This window comes from Eggerthella hominis (genome assembly GCF_014287365.1).
Taxonomy (GTDB): Bacteria; Actinomycetota; Coriobacteriia; order Coriobacteriales; family Eggerthellaceae; genus Eggerthella; species Eggerthella guodeyinii.
Genome location: NZ_JACOOA010000001.1, coordinates 329,573 through 348,873, shown reverse-complemented (window position 1 = coordinate 348,873; position 19,301 = coordinate 329,573). Strand labels below are relative to the sequence as shown.

At 67.6% G+C, this 19,301-nt stretch carries 19 protein-coding genes; 1 reads left to right on the top strand and 18 read right to left on the bottom strand.

What is annotated here, in order from left to right; all coding sequences use genetic code 11:
- Window positions 1–3: 3 nt before the first annotated feature.
- The 16 genes from H8S61_RS01530 to H8S61_RS01455 all read right to left on the bottom strand — a co-directional run bounded on the left by H8S61_RS01530 (window position 4) and on the right by H8S61_RS01455 (window position 16,061).
- Entirely contained in the window at window positions 4–1,557 is a 1,554-nt protein-coding gene (locus tag H8S61_RS01530; protein WP_186937711.1) for a PASTA domain-containing protein, read from the bottom strand.
- 189 nt (window positions 1,558–1,746) lie between these two features.
- Complete coding sequence (gene era / locus H8S61_RS01525; protein ID WP_186937710.1) at window positions 1,747–2,670, bottom strand: GTPase Era; 924 nt, start codon at window positions 2,668–2,670, stop codon at window positions 1,747–1,749.
- Window positions 2,671–2,690: 20 nt separating this feature from the next.
- Window positions 2,691–3,170: a diacylglycerol kinase family protein gene (locus H8S61_RS01520; protein ID WP_186937709.1), complete on the bottom strand. Its 480-nt coding sequence runs from the start codon at window positions 3,168–3,170 to the stop codon at window positions 2,691–2,693.
- A 23-nt stretch (window positions 3,171–3,193) separates the two neighbouring features.
- Window positions 3,194–3,655 (bottom strand): rRNA maturation RNase YbeY, encoded by a 462-nt coding sequence (gene ybeY / locus H8S61_RS01515; protein ID WP_154332305.1) that lies wholly within the window; start codon window positions 3,653–3,655, stop codon window positions 3,194–3,196.
- A gap of 5 nt (window positions 3,656–3,660) precedes the next feature.
- Window positions 3,661–4,617, bottom strand: a complete 957-nt coding sequence (locus H8S61_RS01510; RefSeq protein ID WP_154331891.1) for a PhoH family protein — start codon at window positions 4,615–4,617, stop codon at window positions 3,661–3,663.
- A 101-nt stretch (window positions 4,618–4,718) separates the two neighbouring features.
- Entirely contained in the window at window positions 4,719–5,846 is a 1,128-nt protein-coding gene (locus H8S61_RS01505) for a C39 family peptidase (protein WP_186937708.1), read from the bottom strand.
- A gap of 147 nt (window positions 5,847–5,993) precedes the next feature.
- Complete coding sequence (locus tag H8S61_RS01500) at window positions 5,994–7,325, bottom strand: MiaB/RimO family radical SAM methylthiotransferase (protein WP_186937707.1); 1,332 nt, start codon at window positions 7,323–7,325, stop codon at window positions 5,994–5,996.
- Window positions 7,322–8,119, bottom strand: coding sequence for an RsmE family RNA methyltransferase (locus H8S61_RS01495; protein ID WP_186937706.1), 798 nt, complete (start codon window positions 8,117–8,119; stop codon window positions 7,322–7,324). The genes H8S61_RS01500 and H8S61_RS01495 overlap by 4 nt, the downstream gene beginning before the upstream one ends.
- 10 nt (window positions 8,120–8,129) lie before the next feature.
- On the bottom strand, window positions 8,130–9,269 hold the full coding sequence (gene dnaJ / locus H8S61_RS01490) for a molecular chaperone DnaJ (RefSeq protein WP_154331887.1): 1,140 nt from the start codon (window positions 9,267–9,269) through the stop codon (window positions 8,130–8,132).
- Window positions 9,270–9,327: 58 nt separating this feature from the next.
- Window positions 9,328–10,392, bottom strand: a complete 1,065-nt coding sequence (gene hrcA / locus H8S61_RS01485; RefSeq protein ID WP_222617533.1) for a heat-inducible transcriptional repressor HrcA — start codon at window positions 10,390–10,392, stop codon at window positions 9,328–9,330.
- Window positions 10,393–10,829: 437 nt separating this feature from the next.
- Entirely contained in the window at window positions 10,830–11,942 is a 1,113-nt protein-coding gene (gene hemW / locus H8S61_RS01480) for a radical SAM family heme chaperone HemW (protein ID WP_186937705.1), read from the bottom strand.
- 14 nt (window positions 11,943–11,956) lie between these two features.
- The gene (dusB, locus tag H8S61_RS01475; protein WP_186937704.1) at window positions 11,957–12,946 is read right to left on the bottom strand and encodes a tRNA dihydrouridine synthase DusB; all 990 of its coding nucleotides are present in this window, start codon (window positions 12,944–12,946) and stop codon (window positions 11,957–11,959) included.
- A gap of 9 nt (window positions 12,947–12,955) precedes the next feature.
- On the bottom strand, window positions 12,956–13,477 hold the full coding sequence (locus H8S61_RS01470; RefSeq protein WP_186937703.1) for a nitroreductase family protein: 522 nt from the start codon (window positions 13,475–13,477) through the stop codon (window positions 12,956–12,958).
- 21 nt (window positions 13,478–13,498) lie between these two features.
- A complete protein-coding gene (locus H8S61_RS01465; RefSeq protein ID WP_186937702.1) occupies window positions 13,499–13,684 on the bottom strand; it encodes a hypothetical protein in 186 nt (61 codons plus the stop codon).
- A gap of 18 nt (window positions 13,685–13,702) precedes the next feature.
- A complete protein-coding gene (gene lepA, locus H8S61_RS01460) occupies window positions 13,703–15,508 on the bottom strand; it encodes a translation elongation factor 4 (protein ID WP_160941596.1) in 1,806 nt (601 codons plus the stop codon).
- 100 nt (window positions 15,509–15,608) lie between these two features.
- Window positions 15,609–16,061: a hypothetical protein gene (locus H8S61_RS01455; protein WP_186937701.1), complete on the bottom strand. Its 453-nt coding sequence runs from the start codon at window positions 16,059–16,061 to the stop codon at window positions 15,609–15,611.
- Window positions 16,062–16,437: 376 nt separating this feature from the next.
- On the opposite strand from H8S61_RS01455, the gene rpsT reads away from it, so the two are divergent.
- Complete coding sequence (gene rpsT, locus H8S61_RS01450) at window positions 16,438–16,941, top strand: 30S ribosomal protein S20 (protein WP_160941598.1); 504 nt, start codon at window positions 16,438–16,440, stop codon at window positions 16,939–16,941.
- 110 nt (window positions 16,942–17,051) lie between these two features.
- Here rpsT and H8S61_RS01445 read toward each other — a convergent pair whose 3' ends face one another.
- Window positions 17,052–18,590: an SAM-dependent methyltransferase gene (locus H8S61_RS01445; protein WP_186937700.1), complete on the bottom strand. Its 1,539-nt coding sequence runs from the start codon at window positions 18,588–18,590 to the stop codon at window positions 17,052–17,054.
- Window positions 18,583–19,287, bottom strand: a complete 705-nt coding sequence (locus H8S61_RS01440) for a hypothetical protein (RefSeq protein ID WP_222617532.1) — start codon at window positions 19,285–19,287, stop codon at window positions 18,583–18,585. Before H8S61_RS01440 ends, H8S61_RS01445 begins: the two co-directional genes overlap by 8 nt.
- Window positions 19,288–19,301 lie beyond the last annotated feature (14 nt).

Below are 19,301 nucleotides of genomic sequence, written 5' to 3'. Positions count from 1 at the left end.
CGCCTACGAGATGCTGGCGATGGCGTTGTCGCTCGTCCAGACGATGGCGCCGCTCTTCTGTTTCGAGGAGCCGTACACGGTCTCGCCGTCGAGCGAGGTCACCGCCCTGCCCGTGATGGTGAACGACGTGGTCTCGTTGCCCTCGTACTTCACCGCGTCCACGGAATCCACCAGGTACGCCGTGCCGCCGATGGTGATGGGCTCGCCGGAGCCCTGCACGCCGCCGAGGTACGACAGCGCGGCCTGCTCCAGCTCGGAAGCGCGCGACAGCGCGATGGACACGGTGACCGTGGAGCCGGAATCGGCCTTCGCGCCGGCCGCGGGGTCGGTGCCCAGCACGGTGCCGGGCGCGACGCTCTCGTCGTACACGTAGCTCGCCACGGGCTCGTACCCCTCGTCCTGCAGCAGCTTGGACGCCTCGTCCCACGTCTTGTTCGCCACGTCGGGCACGGTGTAGGGCACGGCCACGGTGACGGTGATCTCGGTGTTCGCCTTCGCCTTCGAGCCCGCCTCGGGGATGATGCCCAGCACGAGGCCCTCGTGCTCGTCGGACTTCTCGGTGACGAACGTGACGTTGTCGAAGCCGTCCTTCTCGAGCTGGGCGGCCACCTCGTCGCGCTGCTTGCCCACGGCCTCGGGGATCGTGCGCGCCTCGGAGACGTGGATGGTGACCTCGGAGCCCGTTTCCTCGCGCGCGCCTGCGGTAGGATCCATGAGCAGCACGACGCCCTCGGTGTCGTCGGACTTGATCTTCTCCTCGTGCACGGCGAATCCCTTGGACTCCAGCACGTAGACGGCGTCGGACTGCGTCATGCCCACGACGTCGGGCAGCATCTTGCCGCCCCACAGCTCCAGGTAGTACGTGACGCCGGCCGCGGCGCCGCCGACGGCCAGCAGGCAGATCAGCACGATGGCCACGATCTTGCCCTTGCCGCCCTTCTTCTGGTTGGCGTCGGGCGCGCGGAACTCCTTCTGCTTCGGGGCGGCCTGGCCCTCGATGCGCGGCATCTCCATGGTGTCGCCCGGGCCCCACGACTTCTTCGGCGGCACGTAGCCCGCGTCGACGAGGCACTCGTCGAAGCCCGAGAAGTCGGAGCGGCCGGAAACGGGCTCCTCGTCGGGGCGGCGAGGCACGAACGGCGTGAGATCATCGGCAGCGCGCGCGGCCTCGTCGTCTCCGACGGAGCTGAAGTCGAACGCGTTGCCGTTCTCGTCGACGTTCACGCCCGCCACGTCGATGGCGGGAAGGCTGGAACGGTCGAGCGGGCCCGACGTGCCGGGCTCGTCGGCGGGCGCGGGCTCGTCGGCGGACACGACGCCCTCGAAGTCGGGGTCGAGTCCGTCGGTTGCGGCGTCGGCCGCCTCGGCCGCCTCGACCGCGTCGTCCTCGGGGGCCTCGGGGGCCTCGGGAACCTCGTCGGCCGCGATCGAGCGCAGCGTCGCATCGCTCGTGGACGCGGCGGCGACGGCCGCCATGCGGCCGGTCAGCGGAAACCCGCACTCGTTGCAGAATTTCGCGCCTTCTTTGTTATCGGATTGGCAGTTCGGACAGATCATGCTGGCTTACTCCCTCGCGCAAACGGCACCTTCTGAGATTGTAGCCGAAAACGGGCCGCGCGCAGGCGGACAACGCGCCGATTGCGCGCTTCGTGACAATACCTGCAAAAAATCCCGCCCTCTCGGCCGCGGCGAAGGCCTCCGGGCCCTCGCCGTCCTTCGCCGCGGCGACCGGGCAGACGGGGCCTCCTACGCGCCCTCGCCGTAGCCGAAGCGGCGGATCTGGCTGGCGTCGCGGCGCCAGTTCTTCTTCACCTTCACCGACAGGTCGAGGAACACCCGGCAGCCGAGCAGCTGCTCGAGGTCGGCGCGCGCCTCGGTGCCGATCTGCTTGATGGCCGCGCCCTTCTTGCCGATGATGATGCCCTTCTGGCTGTCGCGCTCCACGTACACGATGGCGTAGATGCGGTAGAGGTCCTTCTTGCGGTCGTACTCCATCTCCTCCACGTGCACGCCGATGGCGTGGGGCACCTCGTCGTGGAACGAGCGCAGGATCTTCTCGCGGATGAACTCGGCCACCACCACCTCGATGGGCTGGTCGGTCTCCATGTCGGCCGGGAACCACGCCGGTCCCGGCGGCAGCAGCGCCACCACCTCGTCGACGAAGTCCTGCACGTGCTCGCCCGTGGCGCTCGACAGCTCCACGACGGCGTCCCAATCGCCCAGCTGGGCGGCCGCGAAGCGCTGGCGGTCCAGCTGCTCGCCGTCCACAAGGTCGATCTTCGACAGCACGAGGATCTTCTTCGAGCGCGTGCGCTCGAGCTGCGCGGCCACCCATTCGTCGCCCGTGCCCACGGGCTTCGACGCATCCACGAGGAAGGCGACCACGTCCACGTCCTCGAGCGCCTTGAGCGCGGACGTGTTCAGCTCCTCGCCGAGGGCATCCTGGGGCTTGTGCAAGCCGGGCGTGTCCACGAGGATGAGCTGGAACTCGTCGCGGGTCAGCACGGCGCGGAAACGGTGGCGCGTGGTCTGCGCCGTGTTCGACGTGATGGCTATCTTCTTGCCCATGATGGCGTTGATCAGCGTCGACTTGCCTGCGTTCGGGCGTCCGACCAGCGTGACGAACCCGGATTTGAAGGATTCGTCCTTCGGGGGAAACATATCGGTCATCGATGGAACCTTTCTCGGTATCAGCTCAGAAGCGCCAGAAGGCGCGGGAGGAACACGGCCGCGGCGACCGCCACGGCGCCGAGCGCGCATACGAGCACCGCGCCGGCGGCGCAGTCCTTCGCGTGCTTGGCGAGCTCGGCGTAGTCGGGCGACACGAGGTCGACCACCGACTCGAGCGCCGTGTTCAGGCACTCGGCGGCCAGCACGAGCACGATGCAGATGGCGATGGCGGCCCACGACAGCGCGTCGATGCCGAGCGCGATGCCGAGCGCGACCGCCGCGGCGCCCACCGCGAAGTGGATCTTCATGTTGCGCTGCGTCCGCGTGGTGTAGGCGATGCCCTCCCAGGCGCACGAAAACGCGCGCCCGAGCGAGAACCGAGCGCGCGAGCCTTTGTCCGCGTGGTTGCGGACGAACCGACCGTCGTCGCGCGCGCCGCCCTCCGGCGACGGCGACCCCTCGGTGCGATCGTCTTCATCCATGGCGTTGGTCGCGTCCATGCAATCCCGCCCCTCCCCCGAGCCTAGCGCTTGGACCAAGCTTCGAGGATCTCCGCCTCGCGCTTCTCCATGACCTCGGCCTCGTCGTCCTCGATGTGGTCATAGCCGCACAGGTGCAGCAGGCCGTGCACGAGCAGCAGGCTGATCTCCTCCTCGAACGTGGTGCCGAACTCGCGCATCTGGCGCGAGGCCACGTCGGGGGCGATGATGACGTCGCCCAGCTCGAAGACGGGGTCCTCGGCCAGCGTCATGGCCGACAGGTCGTCGTCCACGCCGTCGCACTCGAAGGACAGCACGTCGGTGGGGCCTTCCTTGTGGCGGTAGCGCTCGTTGAGCTCGGCGATGGCCTCGTCGGTGACGAAGCTGATGGACACCTCGGTGTTGAAGGGCTTGTCCTCGCGCGCGAGCACGAACTGGGTGAGCTCGTGCAGCGGCAGCTTCTCGAGGTCCTCTTTGCGATAGTCGTAGTTGATCTGGATATCCATGGTTCTCAAGCCTTTCTGCTTGCCTGATCGTAGGCCGAGACGATGGCCGCCACCAGCGAGTGGCGCACCACGTCCTTGCCCGTGAAATCGCAGAACGCGATGTCGTCGACGTCCTCGAGGATGGCGCGCACGCCCTTGAGGCCCGAGATGCCGCGCGGCAGGTCGAGCTGGGTCACGTCGCCCGTCACCACCATCTTCGAGCCGAAGCCGAGGCGCGTGAGGAACATCTTCATCTGCTCGGGCGTGGTGTTCTGCGCCTCGTCGAGGATGATGAAGCTGTCGTTCAGGGTGCGCCCGCGCATGAACGCGAGCGGGGCGATCTCGATGACGCCGCTCTCGATGAGCTGCGTGGCGCGCTCCATGTCGGTCATGTCGAACAGCGCGTCGTAGAGCGGGCGGATGTAGGGGTCCACCTTCTCGGTGAGGGTGCCCGGCAGAAAGCCCAGGCTCTCCCCCGCCTCCACCACGGGGCGCGTGAGGATGATGCGGCCGACCTCCTTGCGCTTGAGCGCGGCCACGGCCATGGCCATGGCGAGGTAGGTCTTGCCGGTGCCCGCGGGCCCGATGCCGAAGGTGATGGTGTGCTCGCGGATGGCGTCCACGTAGCGCTTCTGGCCCGCCGTCTTCGGGCGGATGGCCCGGCCGCGGTACGTGAGCAGGATGTCCTCGCGCAGCGCCTGCGGGCTGAACTCGGCCGTGCGCAGCAGGTCGATGGCGTGGCGCACGTACTCGAGCGTGGGCTCGTCGCCGCCTTCCACGAGCTTGATGAGGTCGGAGAACAGCGCCGTGAGGGACTGCACCTCGAGCGGGTCGCCGACGAGCTCGATGGTGTCGCCGCGCACCGTGATGCGCGAGGCGAAGGCGTCTTGCACGACGTGGAGGATCTCGTCCGCGGGCCCGACGATGAGCGCCATGTTCACGCTTTGCGGGGCCGTGAGGGTGATTTGCGTTTGGTCTGTCATGGGAGCATTGTAGCACGTACGGCTGCGACCGGCCGCGATGTCATCGAACCGACAAGGGAATATAGTGCAGGTGCTCAATTTCGGGCGGGAACGGCGGCGCGTCACGCGAGCCGGTAGGCCCACAGCCCGATCGTTTGGCCGAGCACCGTGTCCACGTCCCAGGCCCTGTTCGAGCGCTCCGCCGAGTACGGGTCGTTGATGACGAGGTTCCCCTCGTCGTCGATGCCCGTGATGACGAAGAAATGGCCGTTGTCGGTGAAGTCGCCGGGGCCGACGTTGCAGATGAGCACCGCGCCGCCTTCGAGCGCGGAGCGGACGCTGTCGGCGTCGGCGGCGAGCGCCTCGCAGGAGAGCCCGAGCGAGGCCGCCTCGTTGACGAGGAACGTCGCGTCGGTGCCGTCGAAGGCCGTCTCGTAGCCGCCGTCGCTCGCGCGCTTGCCCATGTCGTAGGGCGAGAGGTCGCCCTTGCCCGTGAGGCCCTGGTACACCATGGAAAGCGACGTGGGGCAGCAGCCCGTCAGCGCGAACGCCGTGGAGCTGTAGACGGTGGACCCCCAGCGGGAATCCCACTGGTAGAGGCGCGGCACCTCGCCGGAGGCGGGGTCGTCCGTGCCCAGGGCGCTCTCGGCGGGATAGGCGTCGGGGAACGTGCGGACGAAGGGCACGGCCTCGGGCTCGACGGCGGCCAGCTTGAGCAGCTTGTGCTGTACGGCCTCGCCGTCGCCGGCGTAGGCGTCCGGATGAGCGGCGATCCACGCGACGTCGTCGCTCGTCTCGGCCGCCTGGACGAGCTGGGCGGCCAGCTCGTCGCCGAGCACGGCCTTGAGCTCGTCCTCGTCGATGGGGTCGCGCTGCGCCTGCTGCTGGACGGGGGTCTGGTCCGTCTCGTCCGGCGCCGGCGCGGCCGCGCCGGCGGCCATGCAGCCGCGGACGCCCGCGACGAGCGCGACGACGAGCGCGATCGCGGCGACCGCGATCGCGAAGCGCTTGAGCCCGACGGCGCGCACGAGGTTCGTCGCAGCCTCGGAGAGGGCGAACAGGGGCTCCGGGCCGCGCGCCTCCCACGAGTGCCGGTTGCCCGTTCCGGGACGGCTCGAACGGAGACGGCCCGAGCTGATCGGCTCGTGCGATTCGTGCGCGTCGCGGCCGGCGGGCGCTTCCCCGCGCATGCGGGCCTGACGCTCTTCGAGCCTTCTCCGCGCTCGCTCGCGCGCTTCGTCATCGGCCATCGGCGCCTCCCGTCCGCTCCAGCTATCCTGAAAACCATAGCACACCTGATCCTATGGAGGAATCCTACGGGGGAAGCTCCCCATACGCACACCATGTTCCCCCCAGGGGCGCACGGCGGGCGGCGGCGCGGGGCCGGGACGGCGAGGCTACATCGTCACCTTCACGAGCGCGCCCTGCGGGGCCCCGGCGGGGGCGGGCAGCTCGAAGTAGCTTTCCGACATGGCGACGCCTCCCTCCTCGACCAGGGCGAGCTCGACGGTTCCGGCGCGGCGCGCGCGCTCGGCCGCGCGCAGCTCGTCGCCGAGGGCGCGCAGCGCGGCGGCGCGGGCCGCCTTGACCTCGGGGGGCACCTGGTCGGCGCGCGCGGCGGCGGGCGTGCCGGCGCGCCGCGAGTACGGGAACGCGTGGATCTTGGCGAAGCGGCAGGCGCGCGCCAGGGCGAGCGTCTCCTGGAACTCGGCGTCGGTCTCACCGGGGAAGCCCGCGATGACGTCGGTGGACAGCGCGAGCGCGGGCACGGCGGCGTACAGGCGCTCCACGAGCGCGAGGAACCGCTCGGCGTCGTAGGGGCGCGCCATCTCGCGCAGCACCTTCGAGCTTCCCGCCTGCAGCGGCAGGTGCAGGTGGCGGCAGACGCGGCCGTCGGTCGCGGCGAGGAGGTCGACGAGCGCGTTGTCCACGTCGCGCGGCTCGACGCTCGAGATGCGGAAGCGCACGGGGAACGCGCCGGGACGGTGCGCATCGGCCGTCTCGTCGAGGAGGCGGCGCAGCAGGTCGGCGAGGCGCGTGGCGGACGGGTCGCGCTTCGGCCCGTCGCAGTACGAGCCCAGGTTGATGCCCGTGAGCACGATCTCGCCCGCGCCCGCCCGCGCGTACGCGACGCACTCGCGCACGACGTCGTCGGCAGGGCGGCTCGTCGCGCGCCCGCGCGCCACGTGCACGATGCAGTACGTGCACGCGTTGTCGCACCCGTCCTGCACCTTCACCCCCACGCGCGTGCGGAAACCGGACCCGATATGGAGCAGGGGCGCAACGTTCGACGAGAACGCCTCGCGCGACGCGCCGTGGGAAGAACCTGCAGGCCCCTCGGCTTGCGCGGCGGGGACGTTGGCAGGACCGGCGAGCTCGCCAGCGGAGCCCTGGGAGGAACAGGCTTCGCACCAGTCCCGTATCGCATCGGGCAGCTGGGCCTTCCCCACCACGGCGACGCGGTCGTCGAGGGCCTCGTAGAACGCCGCATCGATGGCGGCGGCGCAGCCGGTGACCAGGACGCGGGCACGGTCGTTCGCGCGCAGGGCGCGGCGCACGGCCTTGCGCGTCTTCTTCTCGGCCTCGCCGGTGACCGTGCACGTGTTGACCACGATGAGGTCGGCGTCCGCCTCAGCCGTCTCGACGCCGCAGGCGGCAAGCTGCGCCGCCGCGTCGTCCGACTCGACGCGGTTCACCTTGCATCCCAGGTTGACGACGGCGAAGTTCATCGCGCGCCCGCCCTCGCGCGCCGCTCCAGCTCGTACAGCACGAGCGCGGGCGCCACGATGCCGGCGGTCTCCGTGCGCAGGATGGACGGGCCGAGCGACACGAGCGAGGCGCGGGGATTGCAGGCCATGAGCGCTTCCACCTCGCGCTCGGTCAGGCCTCCCTCGGGGCCCACCACCACGGCCACGCGGGCGCCCTCGGGCACCGGGCCGTCGCCGAGCGCGCGGTCGAGCGCGGCGTCGAGCCGCGAGGTACCGGGAGCCTCCTCCCAGCACACGAGCACCGCCGCGGCCGTCTCCAGCAGCGCGCACGTCTCTCCCAGCCCCGCCGGCTCGCGCACGTCGGGCACGGCCGGCTGCCCCGACTGCATGGCGGCGCTCTTCGCGACGGCGCGCCAGCGCTCGGCCTTCGCCGCGCCCTTGCGCGCGTCGAGCCGCACGATGGAGCGCTCGCACGCCAGCGGCGCGAACGCGGCCACGCCCAGCTCGGTGGCGTGGCGGATCACCGTCTCCATCTTGTCGCCCTTGGCCAGCCCCTGCACGAGCTCCACCGCCGGGCCCCCGCCGGCGCGCTCGAAGCGCTGGGCGATGCGCACGACCGGGAGCGCGTCGTCGAAGGCCACGATCTCGCAGGCGAAGTAGTCCTGCGCGGCGTCCACCACCGCGATGCGCTCGCCCGGCGCCAGCCTGAGCACCCGGGCGTGCTTCGCGTCGTCGGCTTCGAGGCGCAGCGGGAACGCCGCGGCCTCCTCGTCGGCCAGGACCTGGTCGCGCAGGTAGAAATGCTGAAGGGACATCGCGGATCCGCTAGTTGAACGCGTCGCGGAGCTTCTGGAGCGGGGTGCGTTCGTCGGCCACGTTCTCGCCCAGCTCCTCGGCCAGCTGCTCCAGCAGCTCGCGCTGCTTCTTCGTCACCTTCTTGGGCACCACCACGTTCACGTGCACGAACATGTCGCCGCGCGACTCGCTGCGGAACTTCGGCATGCCGAAGCCCTTCACGCGCACCACCTGCTCGTTCTGGCAGCCCTCGGGGATGCGCACCTGCACCTTCTCGCCCTCGAAGATGCCGTCGATCTCGATCTCGGCGCCCAGGGTGGCCTGCACGATGGACACGTTCGCCCGGGCGTGCAGGTTGTCGCCGTCGCGCTCGAAGAACTCGTGCGGCTGGATGCGGCACGTGACGATGAGGTCGCCCGGACGGGCGCCGTGCATGCCGGCCTCACCGAAGCCGGACAGGCGCAGCTGCTGCGCGTCGCGGATGCCCACGGGCACCTCCACGGTGACGCGCTGGCGGTCGGGCACGCGGCCCTGGCCCTCGCACTCGGGACACGGGTTCTCGATGGTGTGGCCCGTGCCGCCGCAGGTCTTGCACGTGGTGGCCGTCTGCATGTCGCCGAGGAACGTGTGCTGGATGGTGACCACGCGGCCCTGCCCGTGGCAGTCGGGGCACGTGATCTCGCGCCCGTCGGGGCCGAGGCCCGAGCCCTCGCAGTCGGGACACGGCGCCAGGCGGTCGTACACGATCTCCTTCTTCGCGCCGGCGGCCACTTCCTCGAGCGTCAGGCGCAGGCCCACGCCCATGTCGCGGCCCTCCTTGCGCATCGGGGCGCGACCGGCGGCCTGGCCGCCGAAGAAGGAGCTGAAGATGTCGCCCATGCCGAAGCCGCCGCCGAACAGGTCCTCGAAGTCGACGTAGCCGCCGCCCCCGTAGGGGCTGCCGCCGCCGGCCGCGCCGGGAACGGTGCCGAAGCGGTCGTACTGGGCGCGCTTCTGCGCGTCGGACAGCACGTCGTAGGCCTCGTTCAGCTCTTTGAACTGGTCCTCGGCGTCGGGCGCCTTGTTCACGTCCGGATGAAGCTCGCGCGCGCGCCGACGGAACGCCTTCTTGATCTCGTCTTCGGTTGCTTCGCGGGACACGCCCAGAACTTCGTACAGATCCTTCGCCATCTTGCTTTCGAAACCTTTCCTCACGGACGGCGCGGGACGCGCCGCCTCCACGTGTCGTTTATACGTCCTCCAGCGCCGCGCTTGCCATGCGCACCGCCTGTATCACCTTGGAATAGTCCATGCGCGTGGGGCCCACCACGGCCACGACGCCCGCCGACGCGCCCCGCCCGTAACGGCTGGCCACCACCGACACGCCGGCCAGCGCGGCCGCGTCGTTCTCGCGCCCGATGCGCACGCTGGGAACGCCCGCGCTCCGCCGGGCGGCGTCGTCGAGGATCTGGAGCAGCACGGTGTCGTCCTCGAGCACCTGCATGACGGGCAGCAGCGCCTGGGACTGGCTGAACTCGGGCTTCGTCAGAAGCGAGCTGACGCCCAGCCGGTGCGTGCGCGACGCGTCGCCCTCCTGCAGGCACGACAGCACCTCGTCGAGCGCCATGCGCACGAGCGGGTCGCGGAACGCCTCCACCATGCCCTCGCCCAGGCCGTCCTCGATCTCCTGCAGCGATTTGCCGCCCATGACCTCGCTCAGGAAGCGCTGCACGCGCGCCAGGTCGTCGGGGGCCACCTCTTCGGCGAACTCCATCTGGCGGTTGAACACCTGGCCGTCCTCGGTGACGAGCACCACGAGGGCGCGCAGCGGCGACAGCGAGATGAGCGAGAGCTGCTTGATGTGCAGGTTCAGCACCGACGGCGCCAGCACGATGGACAGGCAGTCGGTGAGGCGCGTGAGCGCCGACGACGTCTGCTCGAGCAGCGCGTCGAGCTCGCTCGCGCTGCGGCGCAGCTGGTCGACGACGGGCCGGTAGCGGTCGTCGCCGGCGGCGAGGTCGGACTGCAGCAGGTTGTCGACGAACGCGCGGTAGCCGAAATCGGTCGGGATGCGCCCGGCGGACGTGTGCGGCTGCGTGATGTAGCCGCCGTCCTCGAGGACGGACAGCTCGTTGCGCACCGTGGCCGGGCTCACGCCCAGCTGGTAGCGCTCCGTCAGCGTGCGCGACCCCACGGGCAGGGCGCGCGCGACGTATTCTTCAATGAGGGCGCTCAGCACCCGTTGCCTTCGATCCGAAAGCACGCTCCTCCACCTGCCTCTCTCACCAGTCGGTATTCCCCGAACCCGAACCATAGTAACGCATCATATTAGCAGCCGAAAGCCGAGAGTGCTAACAACAGCTTGAAATTGTGAAGAAACTCGACGGTTACTGCACATGGGACGCACGTACGCAGATCGCGACCTTCCAAGGCGCGCCGACCGGAAGACCCGCGGGCTCCTCGGCCAGCCACGGCACGCGAATCAGCGGGTTCCAGCCATTTTTTTCGTTTTGCGCGCCTCGGAAGCTCGTTTTTCCAGAGCATATGCCATATACGGCATATGCGATCTGGGCTTATGCGCAGAGCACGACCGAACCGCGAGCAAAACCCGCCTCTACGCACGCTCGAATCGCCGCAAAACGAAAAAATTGGTTGCTTCGAGGCGATCCTCGCGCCGCCGCGAGTCCCACCATCCCTGCAAGGGGACGAACTCGCCGAGGAGGGAAAGCGGAAGCGCGAAACGCCCAACGCTCAGGGCGCCAGGTCGAACAGGTCGCCGTACAGCTCGTTGCCGCAGAGCCAGCCGCGCTCGGTGGGGCGCCAGCGGCCGCCCGCGTGCTCGACGAGGCCCCGCTCCTCGAGGGCGGCCAGGGTCGCGGGCGCTTCGGGCAGCAGCTCGGCGGCGCGGGCGGCGCGCTCGTCGGACACGCCGTCGGTCATGCGCATGCCCAACATGAGGTCCTCGGCGGCCATCTGGCGCGGGTCGAGGTCGTCGGTGACCGCGCCGTCCTTGCACCGCATGCGGCGCTGCGCGTTCTGCGTCATCGTGGCGGCGGAGCGGCCGAGCCCCAGGTAGGGCACGCCCGTCCAGTACGCGATGTTGTGGCGGCACCGGTAGCCGGGGCGGGCGTAGCTGGCCACCTCGTAGCGCTCGAAGCCCTCCTCGGCCAGCACGCGCGCGGCGATCTCCATGTGCGCGGCCTCCACGTCGTCGTCGGGCTCCTCGAGCTCGCCCGCCAGCACCGCGGCGTCGAAGGGCGTGTGCGGCTCGATGGTCAGCGGGTACACGCTCACGTGCGTCGCGCCGAGGCGCGCCGCCTCGCGCACGCCGGCCTCGAAGCTGGCCTCGCTCTGCCCCGGGATGCCGCACATGAGGTCGAGGCTCACGTTGTCGAAGCGCGTGCGCGCCGCCTCGACGGCGCGGCGGGCGTCGTCGGAGGAATGCGCGCGGCCGAGCGTGCGCAGCACCTCGTCGTCGAAGCTCTGCACGCCGATGGACAGGCGGTTCACGCCGAGCGCCCAGATGTCGCGCACCATGCGCTCGGTGAGGCTCTCGGGGTTCGCCTCCATCGTGCACTCCACCTCGGGCGTGAGGTGCATCGACAGCGACAGCGTGTACAGCAGCATCGACAGGCCCGACAGGCCCACGTGGCTCGGGGTGCCGCCGCCGAGGTACACCGTCTCGAGCGCGCCCAGCTCGCCCTCCTTCGCCTTGCGGCGGATCTGCAGGCTGAGGTCCTCCACGTACGCGTCGATCTCAGGGCTTCCGGCGGGCACGGCCGCCGTGGCGAAGTCGCAGTAGGCGCAGCGCTTCACGCAGAACGGAAGATGCAGGTAGAGCGCCTTGTACGGATCGTGCGGCATGTGCTCCTCGCTTCTCACTCGTGAGCCGCGGCGTGCTCGCGCGCGCACGCCAGCAGCTCGTCGAACACCTCGTCGAAATCCTCCACCGACACGCAGCCGTTGATCTTGCCGCGCGCCGCGGCGGCGCCCGGCAGGCCCGACAGGTACCAGGCGGCGTGCTTGCGCATGCGCACGATGTTCTTGCCCTCGCGCGCGCCGAGCAGCCGCGCATGGCGCCGCGCGAGCGCGATGCGCTCCTCCACGCCGGGCGCGTCGGGTTCGGGCTCTCCCGCAAGCGCGGCCTTGGCCTGCGCGAACAGCCACGGGTTGCCCTCGGCGCCGCGGGCGATCATCACGGCGTCGCAGCCCGTGCGGGCGACGAGGGCCGCGGCGTCGGCGCCGCGTTTCACGTCGCCGTTGCCGATGACGGGCACGGCCACGGCCTCCTTCACCCGCGCGACGGCGTCCCATTCGGCGCTGCCGCGGTACAGCTGCTCGGCGTAGCGCCCGTGCACGGCCACGGCCATCGCCCCCGCGTCCTCCATGCGGCGCGCGAACTCGGGCGCCGTCTCGACGCCCTCGGACCAGCCGCGGCGGAACTTCACCGTGACCGGGCAGTCCACGGCCCGCGCCACGGCGCGCACGATGGAGGCGGCCAGCGCGGGGTCCTTCATGAGCGCCGAGCCGTCGCCCTTCGACACGATCTTGCGCGCGGGGCAGCCCATGTTGACGTCGAGGTAGGCCAGCGACGCGCCCATCTCGCGCTCGATCCACGCGGCCTGGGCGGCCATCGTGTCGGGCTCGTGGCCGAACAGCTGCACGGCCACCCGGTCCTCCCCCGGCGCGAGGCGCAGCAGGTGCCGCGTCTTCTCGTTCGCGTAGGAAAGGCCCTTGGCCGACACCATCTCGGTATACGTGAGGTCGGCGCCCTGCTCGCGGCAGAGCGCGCGGAAGGCCTCGTCGCTCACGCCCGCCATCGGGGCCAGCAGCAGGCGGTGTGTTTGGAAGAACGCGTGCAGGTCCAAGCGGGCGCCCTACCCGACCCAGACGACGTCGCTCGTGCGCTCGTGGGAGCGCCCCGCGGCGGCCGCGTAGCCCAGCGCGCAGACGCCGTGCACGACGCTGTCGGCGGGAACGCCCAGCTCGTCGAGCTCGGCGCGCACGGCGGGCTCGTCGCAGACGTCCTGCAGCTGGTTGATCCACACGCTGCCGATGCCCAGCGAGTGCGCGGCCAGCATCATGTTCTCCATCGCGCAGCCGTCGTCCTCGCGGCCGAACGGCGCGCCCTTCGCGTGCGCGACGATCACGATGCTCCGGGGCGCGTACATATCGTACGCTGCGCGGCCGAGCGTCAAGCGCACGGTCTCGGCCAGCCGGGCGATGCGGGCGCGGTCGTCCACGACGACGAACGTCTGCTCCTGGCGGTTGTTCGCCGACGGGGCCCACTGGCCGCAGGCCACGATGGCCTCGAGGTCCTCGCGCGCGATCGGCTCGTCCGAGAAGGCGCGAATGGAGCGGCGGGACAGGATGGCGTCGATGACGGCGTTGGTTTTCATGGCAGGTCCTTTCCCCGGCGCCTATGCGGCCAGGATGTCGATCATGTTGACGGCGGCGAACAGGAACAGCACGACGATGCCCACGATCGCCAGCAGGCAACCGCAGCCCAGCGCGGCCTTCGCACCGCCGCCCATGCCTCCTTGGCGGCTCGTCTTCTTGTCGTCGAACGGGTCGTCCAACCAGTCGTAGTCGTCTTTACGTGCCATGCTCCAACCTATCCTATGCTAGTCGTCCACCTTCAGGATGGCCATGAACGCTTCCTGCGGGACCTCGACGTTGCCGATGTTCTTCATGCGCTTCTTGCCGGCCTTCTGCTTCTCCAGCAGCTTGCGCTTGCGGCTGATGTCGCCGCCGTAGCACTTCGCCAGCACGTCCTTGCGCTTCGCCTTCACCGTCTCGCGGGCCAGCACGCGCCCGCCGATGGCGGCCTGGATGGGCACCTCGAACATCTGGCGCGGGATGATGCTGCGCAGCTTCTCCGTGAGGACGCGGCCGCGATCGTAGGCCTTGTCCTTGTGGATGATGAACGACAGCGCGTCCACCGGCTTGCCCGACAGCAGGATGTCCAGCTTCACCAGCTTCGAGGGCTTGTAGTCGTCGAAGTCGTAGTCGAGCGAGGCGTAGCCCTTCGTGTTGGACTTAAGCTTATCGAAATAGTCCATGATGAGCTCCGACAACGGGATCTCCCACAGCATCTCCACCGTCGTCGGCGACAGGTAGTTCATGGTGACGAACGTGCCGCGGCGCGCCGTGGTCAGCTCCATGACCGCGCCCACGTAGTCGGGCGGGATGAGGATCTTCGCCTTGAGGAAGGGCTCCTCGATGCGCTCGATCTCGCCGGGATCGGGCATCTCCTGGGGCGAGTGCAGCGAGATCATCTCGCCGCCCTGGCGGTACACGTGGTACTCCACGCTGGGCGCCGTGGCCAGCAGGTCGAGGCCGAACTCGCGCTCAAGGCGCTCCTTGATGACCTCCATGTGCAGCAGGCCGAGGAAGCCCACGCGGAAGCCGAAGCCCAGCGCGTGCGACTTCTCCGGCTCCCAGGCCAGCGCCGGATCGTTGAGCGACAGCTTCTCGAGCGCCTCCTTGAGCGGCTCGTACTGGTCGCCCTCGATGGGGAACAGGCCCGTGAACACCATGGGCTTGGCCTCGCGGTAGCCCGGAAGCGGCTGCGACACGCCGCCCTTGACGGCGGTGATGGTGTCGCCCACCTTCACCTGGCGCACGTCTTTCAAGCCCGTGACCAGGTAGCCCACCTCTCCCACCGACAGCGTCGGCAGCGGGATCTCGGCCGGGCGGCGGGCGCCCACCTCCTCCACGAGCACCTCGGTGCCCGTGGCCATCATGAGCACGCGATCACCCTTCTTCATGGAGCCGTCCACCACGCGCACGAGCGCCACCACGCCGCGGTACGGATCGAAGTACGAGTCGAAGATGAGCGCGCGCAGGGGCGCGTCCGCGTCGCCCTCGGGGGCGGGGATGTTGTAGACCACGGCCTCCAGCAGGTCGTGCACGCCGACGCCCGTCTTGCCCGAGGCGAGCACGGCGTCGTCGGCGGGGATGGCGAGGCCCTCCTCGATCTCCTCGCGCACGCGATCGGGCTCGGCTGCGGGAAGGTCGATCTTGTTGATGAGCGGGACGATCTCGAGGTTCGCGTTCATGGCCATCATGGCGTTCGCCACGGTCTGCGCCTCGACGCCCTGGGTGGCGTCCACCACGAGCACGGCGCCCTCGCACGCGGCCAGCGAGCGGCTCACCTCGTAGGTGAAGTCCACGTGGCCCGGCGTGTCGATGAGGTTGAACTGGTAGGTCTGGCCGTCGTCGGCCGTGTAGTCCACGCGCACCGCCTGGCTTTTGATGGTGATGCCGCGCTCGCGCTCGATGTCCATGCTGTCGAGCAGCTGCGCCTGCATGTCGCGGCTGGCCACGGTGCCCGTGAGCTCGAGGATGCGGTCGGACAGCGTCGACTTGCCATGATCGATGTGCGCGATGATGGAGAAGTTGCGGATGAAGTTCGGATCGGTGGTCATAGCCTGTCTTTCACGTCGTGCGCGCTCGCTGACGTGCGGGCGCTTCGGGGAAACGGAGCCTATTCTACCTCATTCGCGCACGGCGCAGGGGGTTTTCGCACTACAGTTCCACGACGGCGACCGCGTCGCTCGCCGAATCGACCCGCACGAGCTGCGCCCGGGCCGCGTCGCCGTCGTCCACGCAGAGCGCCCAAAGGCCGTCGTCGAGCTCGAGGGCGGCCTCTCCCCCGCTCAGGGAGGCCGTCCTCACCTGGACGGGCACGAACCGCGCGCCGTCCTCGGACGTGAACAGGGGCTCGGCCACCACGACGGCCGCGGCGTCGGGGGCCTTGACGCGCACCTGGGTCCCGCTCTGCGCGGTCCCCGCGGGATCCTCCGCGCGCTCGTAGGAGGGCTTCTCCTCGGAATGGCACGTCGCGCAGGCCTCGTTCGCGTCGATCACCTGGTGCTGGGACGCGCCGGAGCATCCGGCGAGCGCCGTTGCGGCGGCGAGGGACAGCGCGAGGGCCGGGGCGAGGGGGCGGATCGGCGAGCTGAGGGCGGCACGGGGCATGGCAGGCTCCTTTTCCCAGGTTGATGGAGAATCGCGCACGATTTTCCATTTGTGCGTGAAAAAGCGGTCAACGTTTGCTATTCTATCGCATTGTGTATCCGGCACGTACGTTCGCGCGATGGTTTCATCGCCGATCTGCAGACGTGGCTGCGCTTAGAGAATCGTAGTGTCGGTGACCGATTGGTCCGCGAAACAGAGAAATCCCGCCTGTTTCACCATGCATCGAAGGCTGCCCGCCTGCGCGGGCGCGCCATGCCCCTCGGGGCCCGCATGCGAGGCTGTCGTCACCGTGCCGCCGTATCTCGAACCGCAGAGCGCTTGCGCCGCCGGAAACGCACGGTATTCGATAGGTTTTCATATTGGAGGAACATCACCTATGGCGAACATCAAAAGCCAGAAGAAGCGCATCATCACCAACGAGAAGTCCCGCATGCGCAACCGCGCGGTCAAGAGCGAGCTCAAGACCGCGACCCGTCGCGTGAAGGACGCCGTCGCCGCCGGCAACGGTGCCGAGGCCTACGCCGCCGCGTGCGCCGCGTGCCGCCTCATGGACAAGGCCGCCTCGAAGGGCGTCATCCACAAGAACCAGGCCGCGAACCGCAAGAGCGGCATCATGGTCCTGGCCAACACGGTTGCCACCGACGCCGACCGCGCCGCGTACGTGGCGCCGGCCAAGAAGGAGCAGAAGACCGGCTCCAAGAAGGCCGAGCGCAAGGCTGCGCGCGTCGCCGAGATGGAAGCCGCTTCCAAGGAGAAGGCCAAGCGCCGCGAGAAGCAGCTCAAGGAAGAGGCCGCCGCTCAGAAGCGCAAGGCCAAGGAAGCCGAAGAGGCCGCCAAGGCCGAGGCTGCCGAAGGCGCCGAGGAAGCTGCCGCCGAATAACAACGATTGCGCATACGGCACTCGCCCCTGCGATCCGTCCGCATATCAAGAGCGAGAAGGCCCCGGAAATCCGGGGCCTTCTCGCGTTCCGGGGAGGAAAAGCAGAAGCGTCAAAGTAAACGCGCGGTCGCTCGTTCCTCCGCCGAGCCGCGGATCTTGTCATACGCACGATCCAAGAACCACGCATCGCAATGCACGCCAATTTCTTCGGACAATCGTGCCGCTTCTTCAAGAACCTCTTCTTTGGGAGCAGGAATCTTGCTGACGTCTATCCTCGAAAGCAGCTTCTTTGAAATGGGTCTTTTTGAATCCCAGAACACCAGGCTCTCGATCAAGGCACGACTCGCCTCCGAATTGAGCAACGCACACACGACCGCCGCTTCGCACGGTTCGTCGAACGGTAGCAAATAGCAGGTGTCGTCCACCACGACCGGCTTGCCGCCGATATCCCCGATGAGACGGAAATCCACCGTTTTATGCAATCCCGAGACGGCTACCTTATATTTCGCCCAGGTGTAATCTCCCAGCCCGAAAACGGAGAACCGAGGTCGTTTCCGATAAATGGACGATCGCCTGCCATCGAGGACGTCGCCATGCGAATCAAGATAATTCCATAGCTTGGGGGCGACAGATCGTAGCCTGTCGGTGTCCTCGCCGAATTCTGTTTGGGGCACGATCACCATGAACCTGCTCTTCGTGACCGCTCCCTTGTGAACGTCGGTAGCCTTCAGGTAAGGAAATACGTATTCCTGTTCAACGTCAACCGGTTCGCTCAACCGGTTGACCGTCGGCTCGGAGGGAGTCAACTCTAATACGTTCACCGCATCGTGCTTCAAGCCAGAACGCCATACGTACGGGCACGTGCCATCGGCTTGGCTGCTGGATTCGTATAGCGCGATGTTTGAAACCCAGCTTCCGTTGACGATCCCAAAGTTTCTTTCGCTATGCGTTTCGCTCAGCGATTCGTAGATTCTCGTTCGGTAGCAACAAGCGGTCGTCGGCGCGCATTCCATCACGAACCAGCACGCGTCGACGTTGGCTTTGAACCACTTCAATGCATCGATCTTGAAAATCGCCGACGATACGACGGGGATGCGCTCCTTCCAGGAGTATTCCATCACGTTTCTCGCTACTTGGGTTTTACATAGCATGCCGAGCGTGAACGATTGGTTCAGGTTCTTGCTTACGCATTGCAGGATCACGTATTCGGCAATATCGAAGTTCGATCCGCCGAGCAAGGCGTCAAGGCCGGCCTTGCCCTTGAAATTGCTCTTCTTCGGCAAATTCGCAGACCCCAAACGACCGAGCTCGGTAGCGGTCACCCATGGAGGGTTTCCGATGACGATCAAAGGGCCGGAATTTTTCCAAGAGAGTTCTGCCCTGAAATCCACGTCAAAAATGCTCTTTCTGATAACGCTACCATATCGAGCGGCGCTTGTCGCGTAACGGCCCTGGATCTCTACGCCAATCACTTCCGAACGAGGGAAAATCCCAGCTGAAGCACGCATGAAGGAACCTGTCCCACACGTCGGCTCCAGTACTCTATACGGCTCGTCCCTGCGCAAACCGAGCACTCTCGCCATCGCCCCAAGACAGGCATCTGCCAACTCGAACGGGGTTTGGAAGTCGCCGAATTCATCATTAGCCATAAAGCGCCTCTATCCCATGCAAAACTTGCCTGCTAGCAAAATCAATAGCACGAGCGTATTGAAGCCTCCATTGAAGGGCGTTCGAGATCGTGAGACATCCCAGTTCCGGCTTATCGTCGTAAATACGTTGAGCCAGTTCAAATCGAGCTATTTCCTCAAGAGGCAGTTGCTTATCCTGTAAAAGCCCGTCGATGTCCGCAATAGCGGCTTCCCTAGACGAAAGCGGGTCGTCGATAATGTTCCGGATCGCATTGGTGAGGACGTAATCCGACGTTCTCTCCTTTTCGATAAATATCACATGCTCGAAATCAAGGCGCGACGTTTTCTTCTTATCGTCGTCCTTTTTGCAATACACCATAACCAGAAGATGGAAGCCAAGTCCGTATATTTTCTGCTCTGCGTTCCTGAAGGGGCAAGAAGACTGGGGCTGCCTGCAAGATGTGACCTTCAGATCCACGTTCAGGTTTGGGAAATCTATTCCCTTTGCCGCATTGCCGACACCTACGACTTCCGCGCCCTTCTCGGTGATGAGAAATTCTTTAAATCCGGCTTCCACGTAGGTTCCCACCGCTTTGCCGTCCGTCACCCTGTAGAGATCGGGTATGTCGCATCCCGACAATCCGGCAGCATACTGCATAGCCAGTTCCTTAAACTCGCGTACGCTCAGATTATTCGTCTCGATAACACCATCAAGCATGCCCTCTCCTATTC

Excerpts from the sequence above, each read along its gene's own strand:
- H8S61_RS01455 (WP_186937701.1), bottom strand. The coding sequence starts at position 16,061 with ATGCCCCGTGCCGCCCTCAGCTCGCCGATCCGCCCCCTCGCCCCGGCC.
- era (WP_186937710.1), bottom strand. The coding sequence starts at position 2,670 with ATGACCGATATGTTTCCCCCGAAGGACGAATCCTTCAAATCCGGGTTC.
- H8S61_RS01500 (WP_186937707.1), bottom strand. The coding sequence starts at position 7,325 with ATGAACTTCGCCGTCGTCAACCTGGGATGCAAGGTGAACCGCGTCGAG.
- H8S61_RS01505 (WP_186937708.1), bottom strand. The coding sequence starts at position 5,846 with ATGGCCGATGACGAAGCGCGCGAGCGAGCGCGGAGAAGGCTCGAAGAG.
- H8S61_RS01495 (WP_186937706.1), bottom strand. The coding sequence starts at position 8,119 with ATGTCCCTTCAGCATTTCTACCTGCGCGACCAGGTCCTGGCCGACGAG.
- hemW (WP_186937705.1), bottom strand. The coding sequence starts at position 11,942 with ATGCCGCACGATCCGTACAAGGCGCTCTACCTGCATCTTCCGTTCTGC.
- rpsT (WP_160941598.1), top strand. The coding sequence starts at position 16,438 with ATGGCGAACATCAAAAGCCAGAAGAAGCGCATCATCACCAACGAGAAG.
- hrcA (WP_222617533.1), bottom strand. The coding sequence starts at position 10,392 with ATGGTTCGGGTTCGGGGAATACCGACTGGTGAGAGAGGCAGGTGGAGG.
- H8S61_RS01520 (WP_186937709.1), bottom strand. The coding sequence starts at position 3,170 with ATGGACGCGACCAACGCCATGGATGAAGACGATCGCACCGAGGGGTCG.
- H8S61_RS01445 (WP_186937700.1), bottom strand. The coding sequence starts at position 18,590 with ATGGCTAATGATGAATTCGGCGACTTCCAAACCCCGTTCGAGTTGGCA.
- H8S61_RS01440 (WP_222617532.1), bottom strand. The coding sequence starts at position 19,287 with ATGCTTGATGGTGTTATCGAGACGAATAATCTGAGCGTACGCGAGTTT.
- dnaJ (WP_154331887.1), bottom strand. The coding sequence starts at position 9,269 with ATGGCGAAGGATCTGTACGAAGTTCTGGGCGTGTCCCGCGAAGCAACC.
- lepA (WP_160941596.1), bottom strand. The coding sequence starts at position 15,508 with ATGACCACCGATCCGAACTTCATCCGCAACTTCTCCATCATCGCGCAC.
- H8S61_RS01465 (WP_186937702.1), bottom strand. The coding sequence starts at position 13,684 with ATGGCACGTAAAGACGACTACGACTGGTTGGACGACCCGTTCGACGAC.
- H8S61_RS01470 (WP_186937703.1), bottom strand. The coding sequence starts at position 13,477 with ATGAAAACCAACGCCGTCATCGACGCCATCCTGTCCCGCCGCTCCATT.
- ybeY (WP_154332305.1), bottom strand. The coding sequence starts at position 3,655 with ATGGATATCCAGATCAACTACGACTATCGCAAAGAGGACCTCGAGAAG.
- H8S61_RS01530 (WP_186937711.1), bottom strand. The coding sequence starts at position 1,557 with ATGATCTGTCCGAACTGCCAATCCGATAACAAAGAAGGCGCGAAATTC.
- H8S61_RS01510 (WP_154331891.1), bottom strand. The coding sequence starts at position 4,617 with ATGACAGACCAAACGCAAATCACCCTCACGGCCCCGCAAAGCGTGAAC.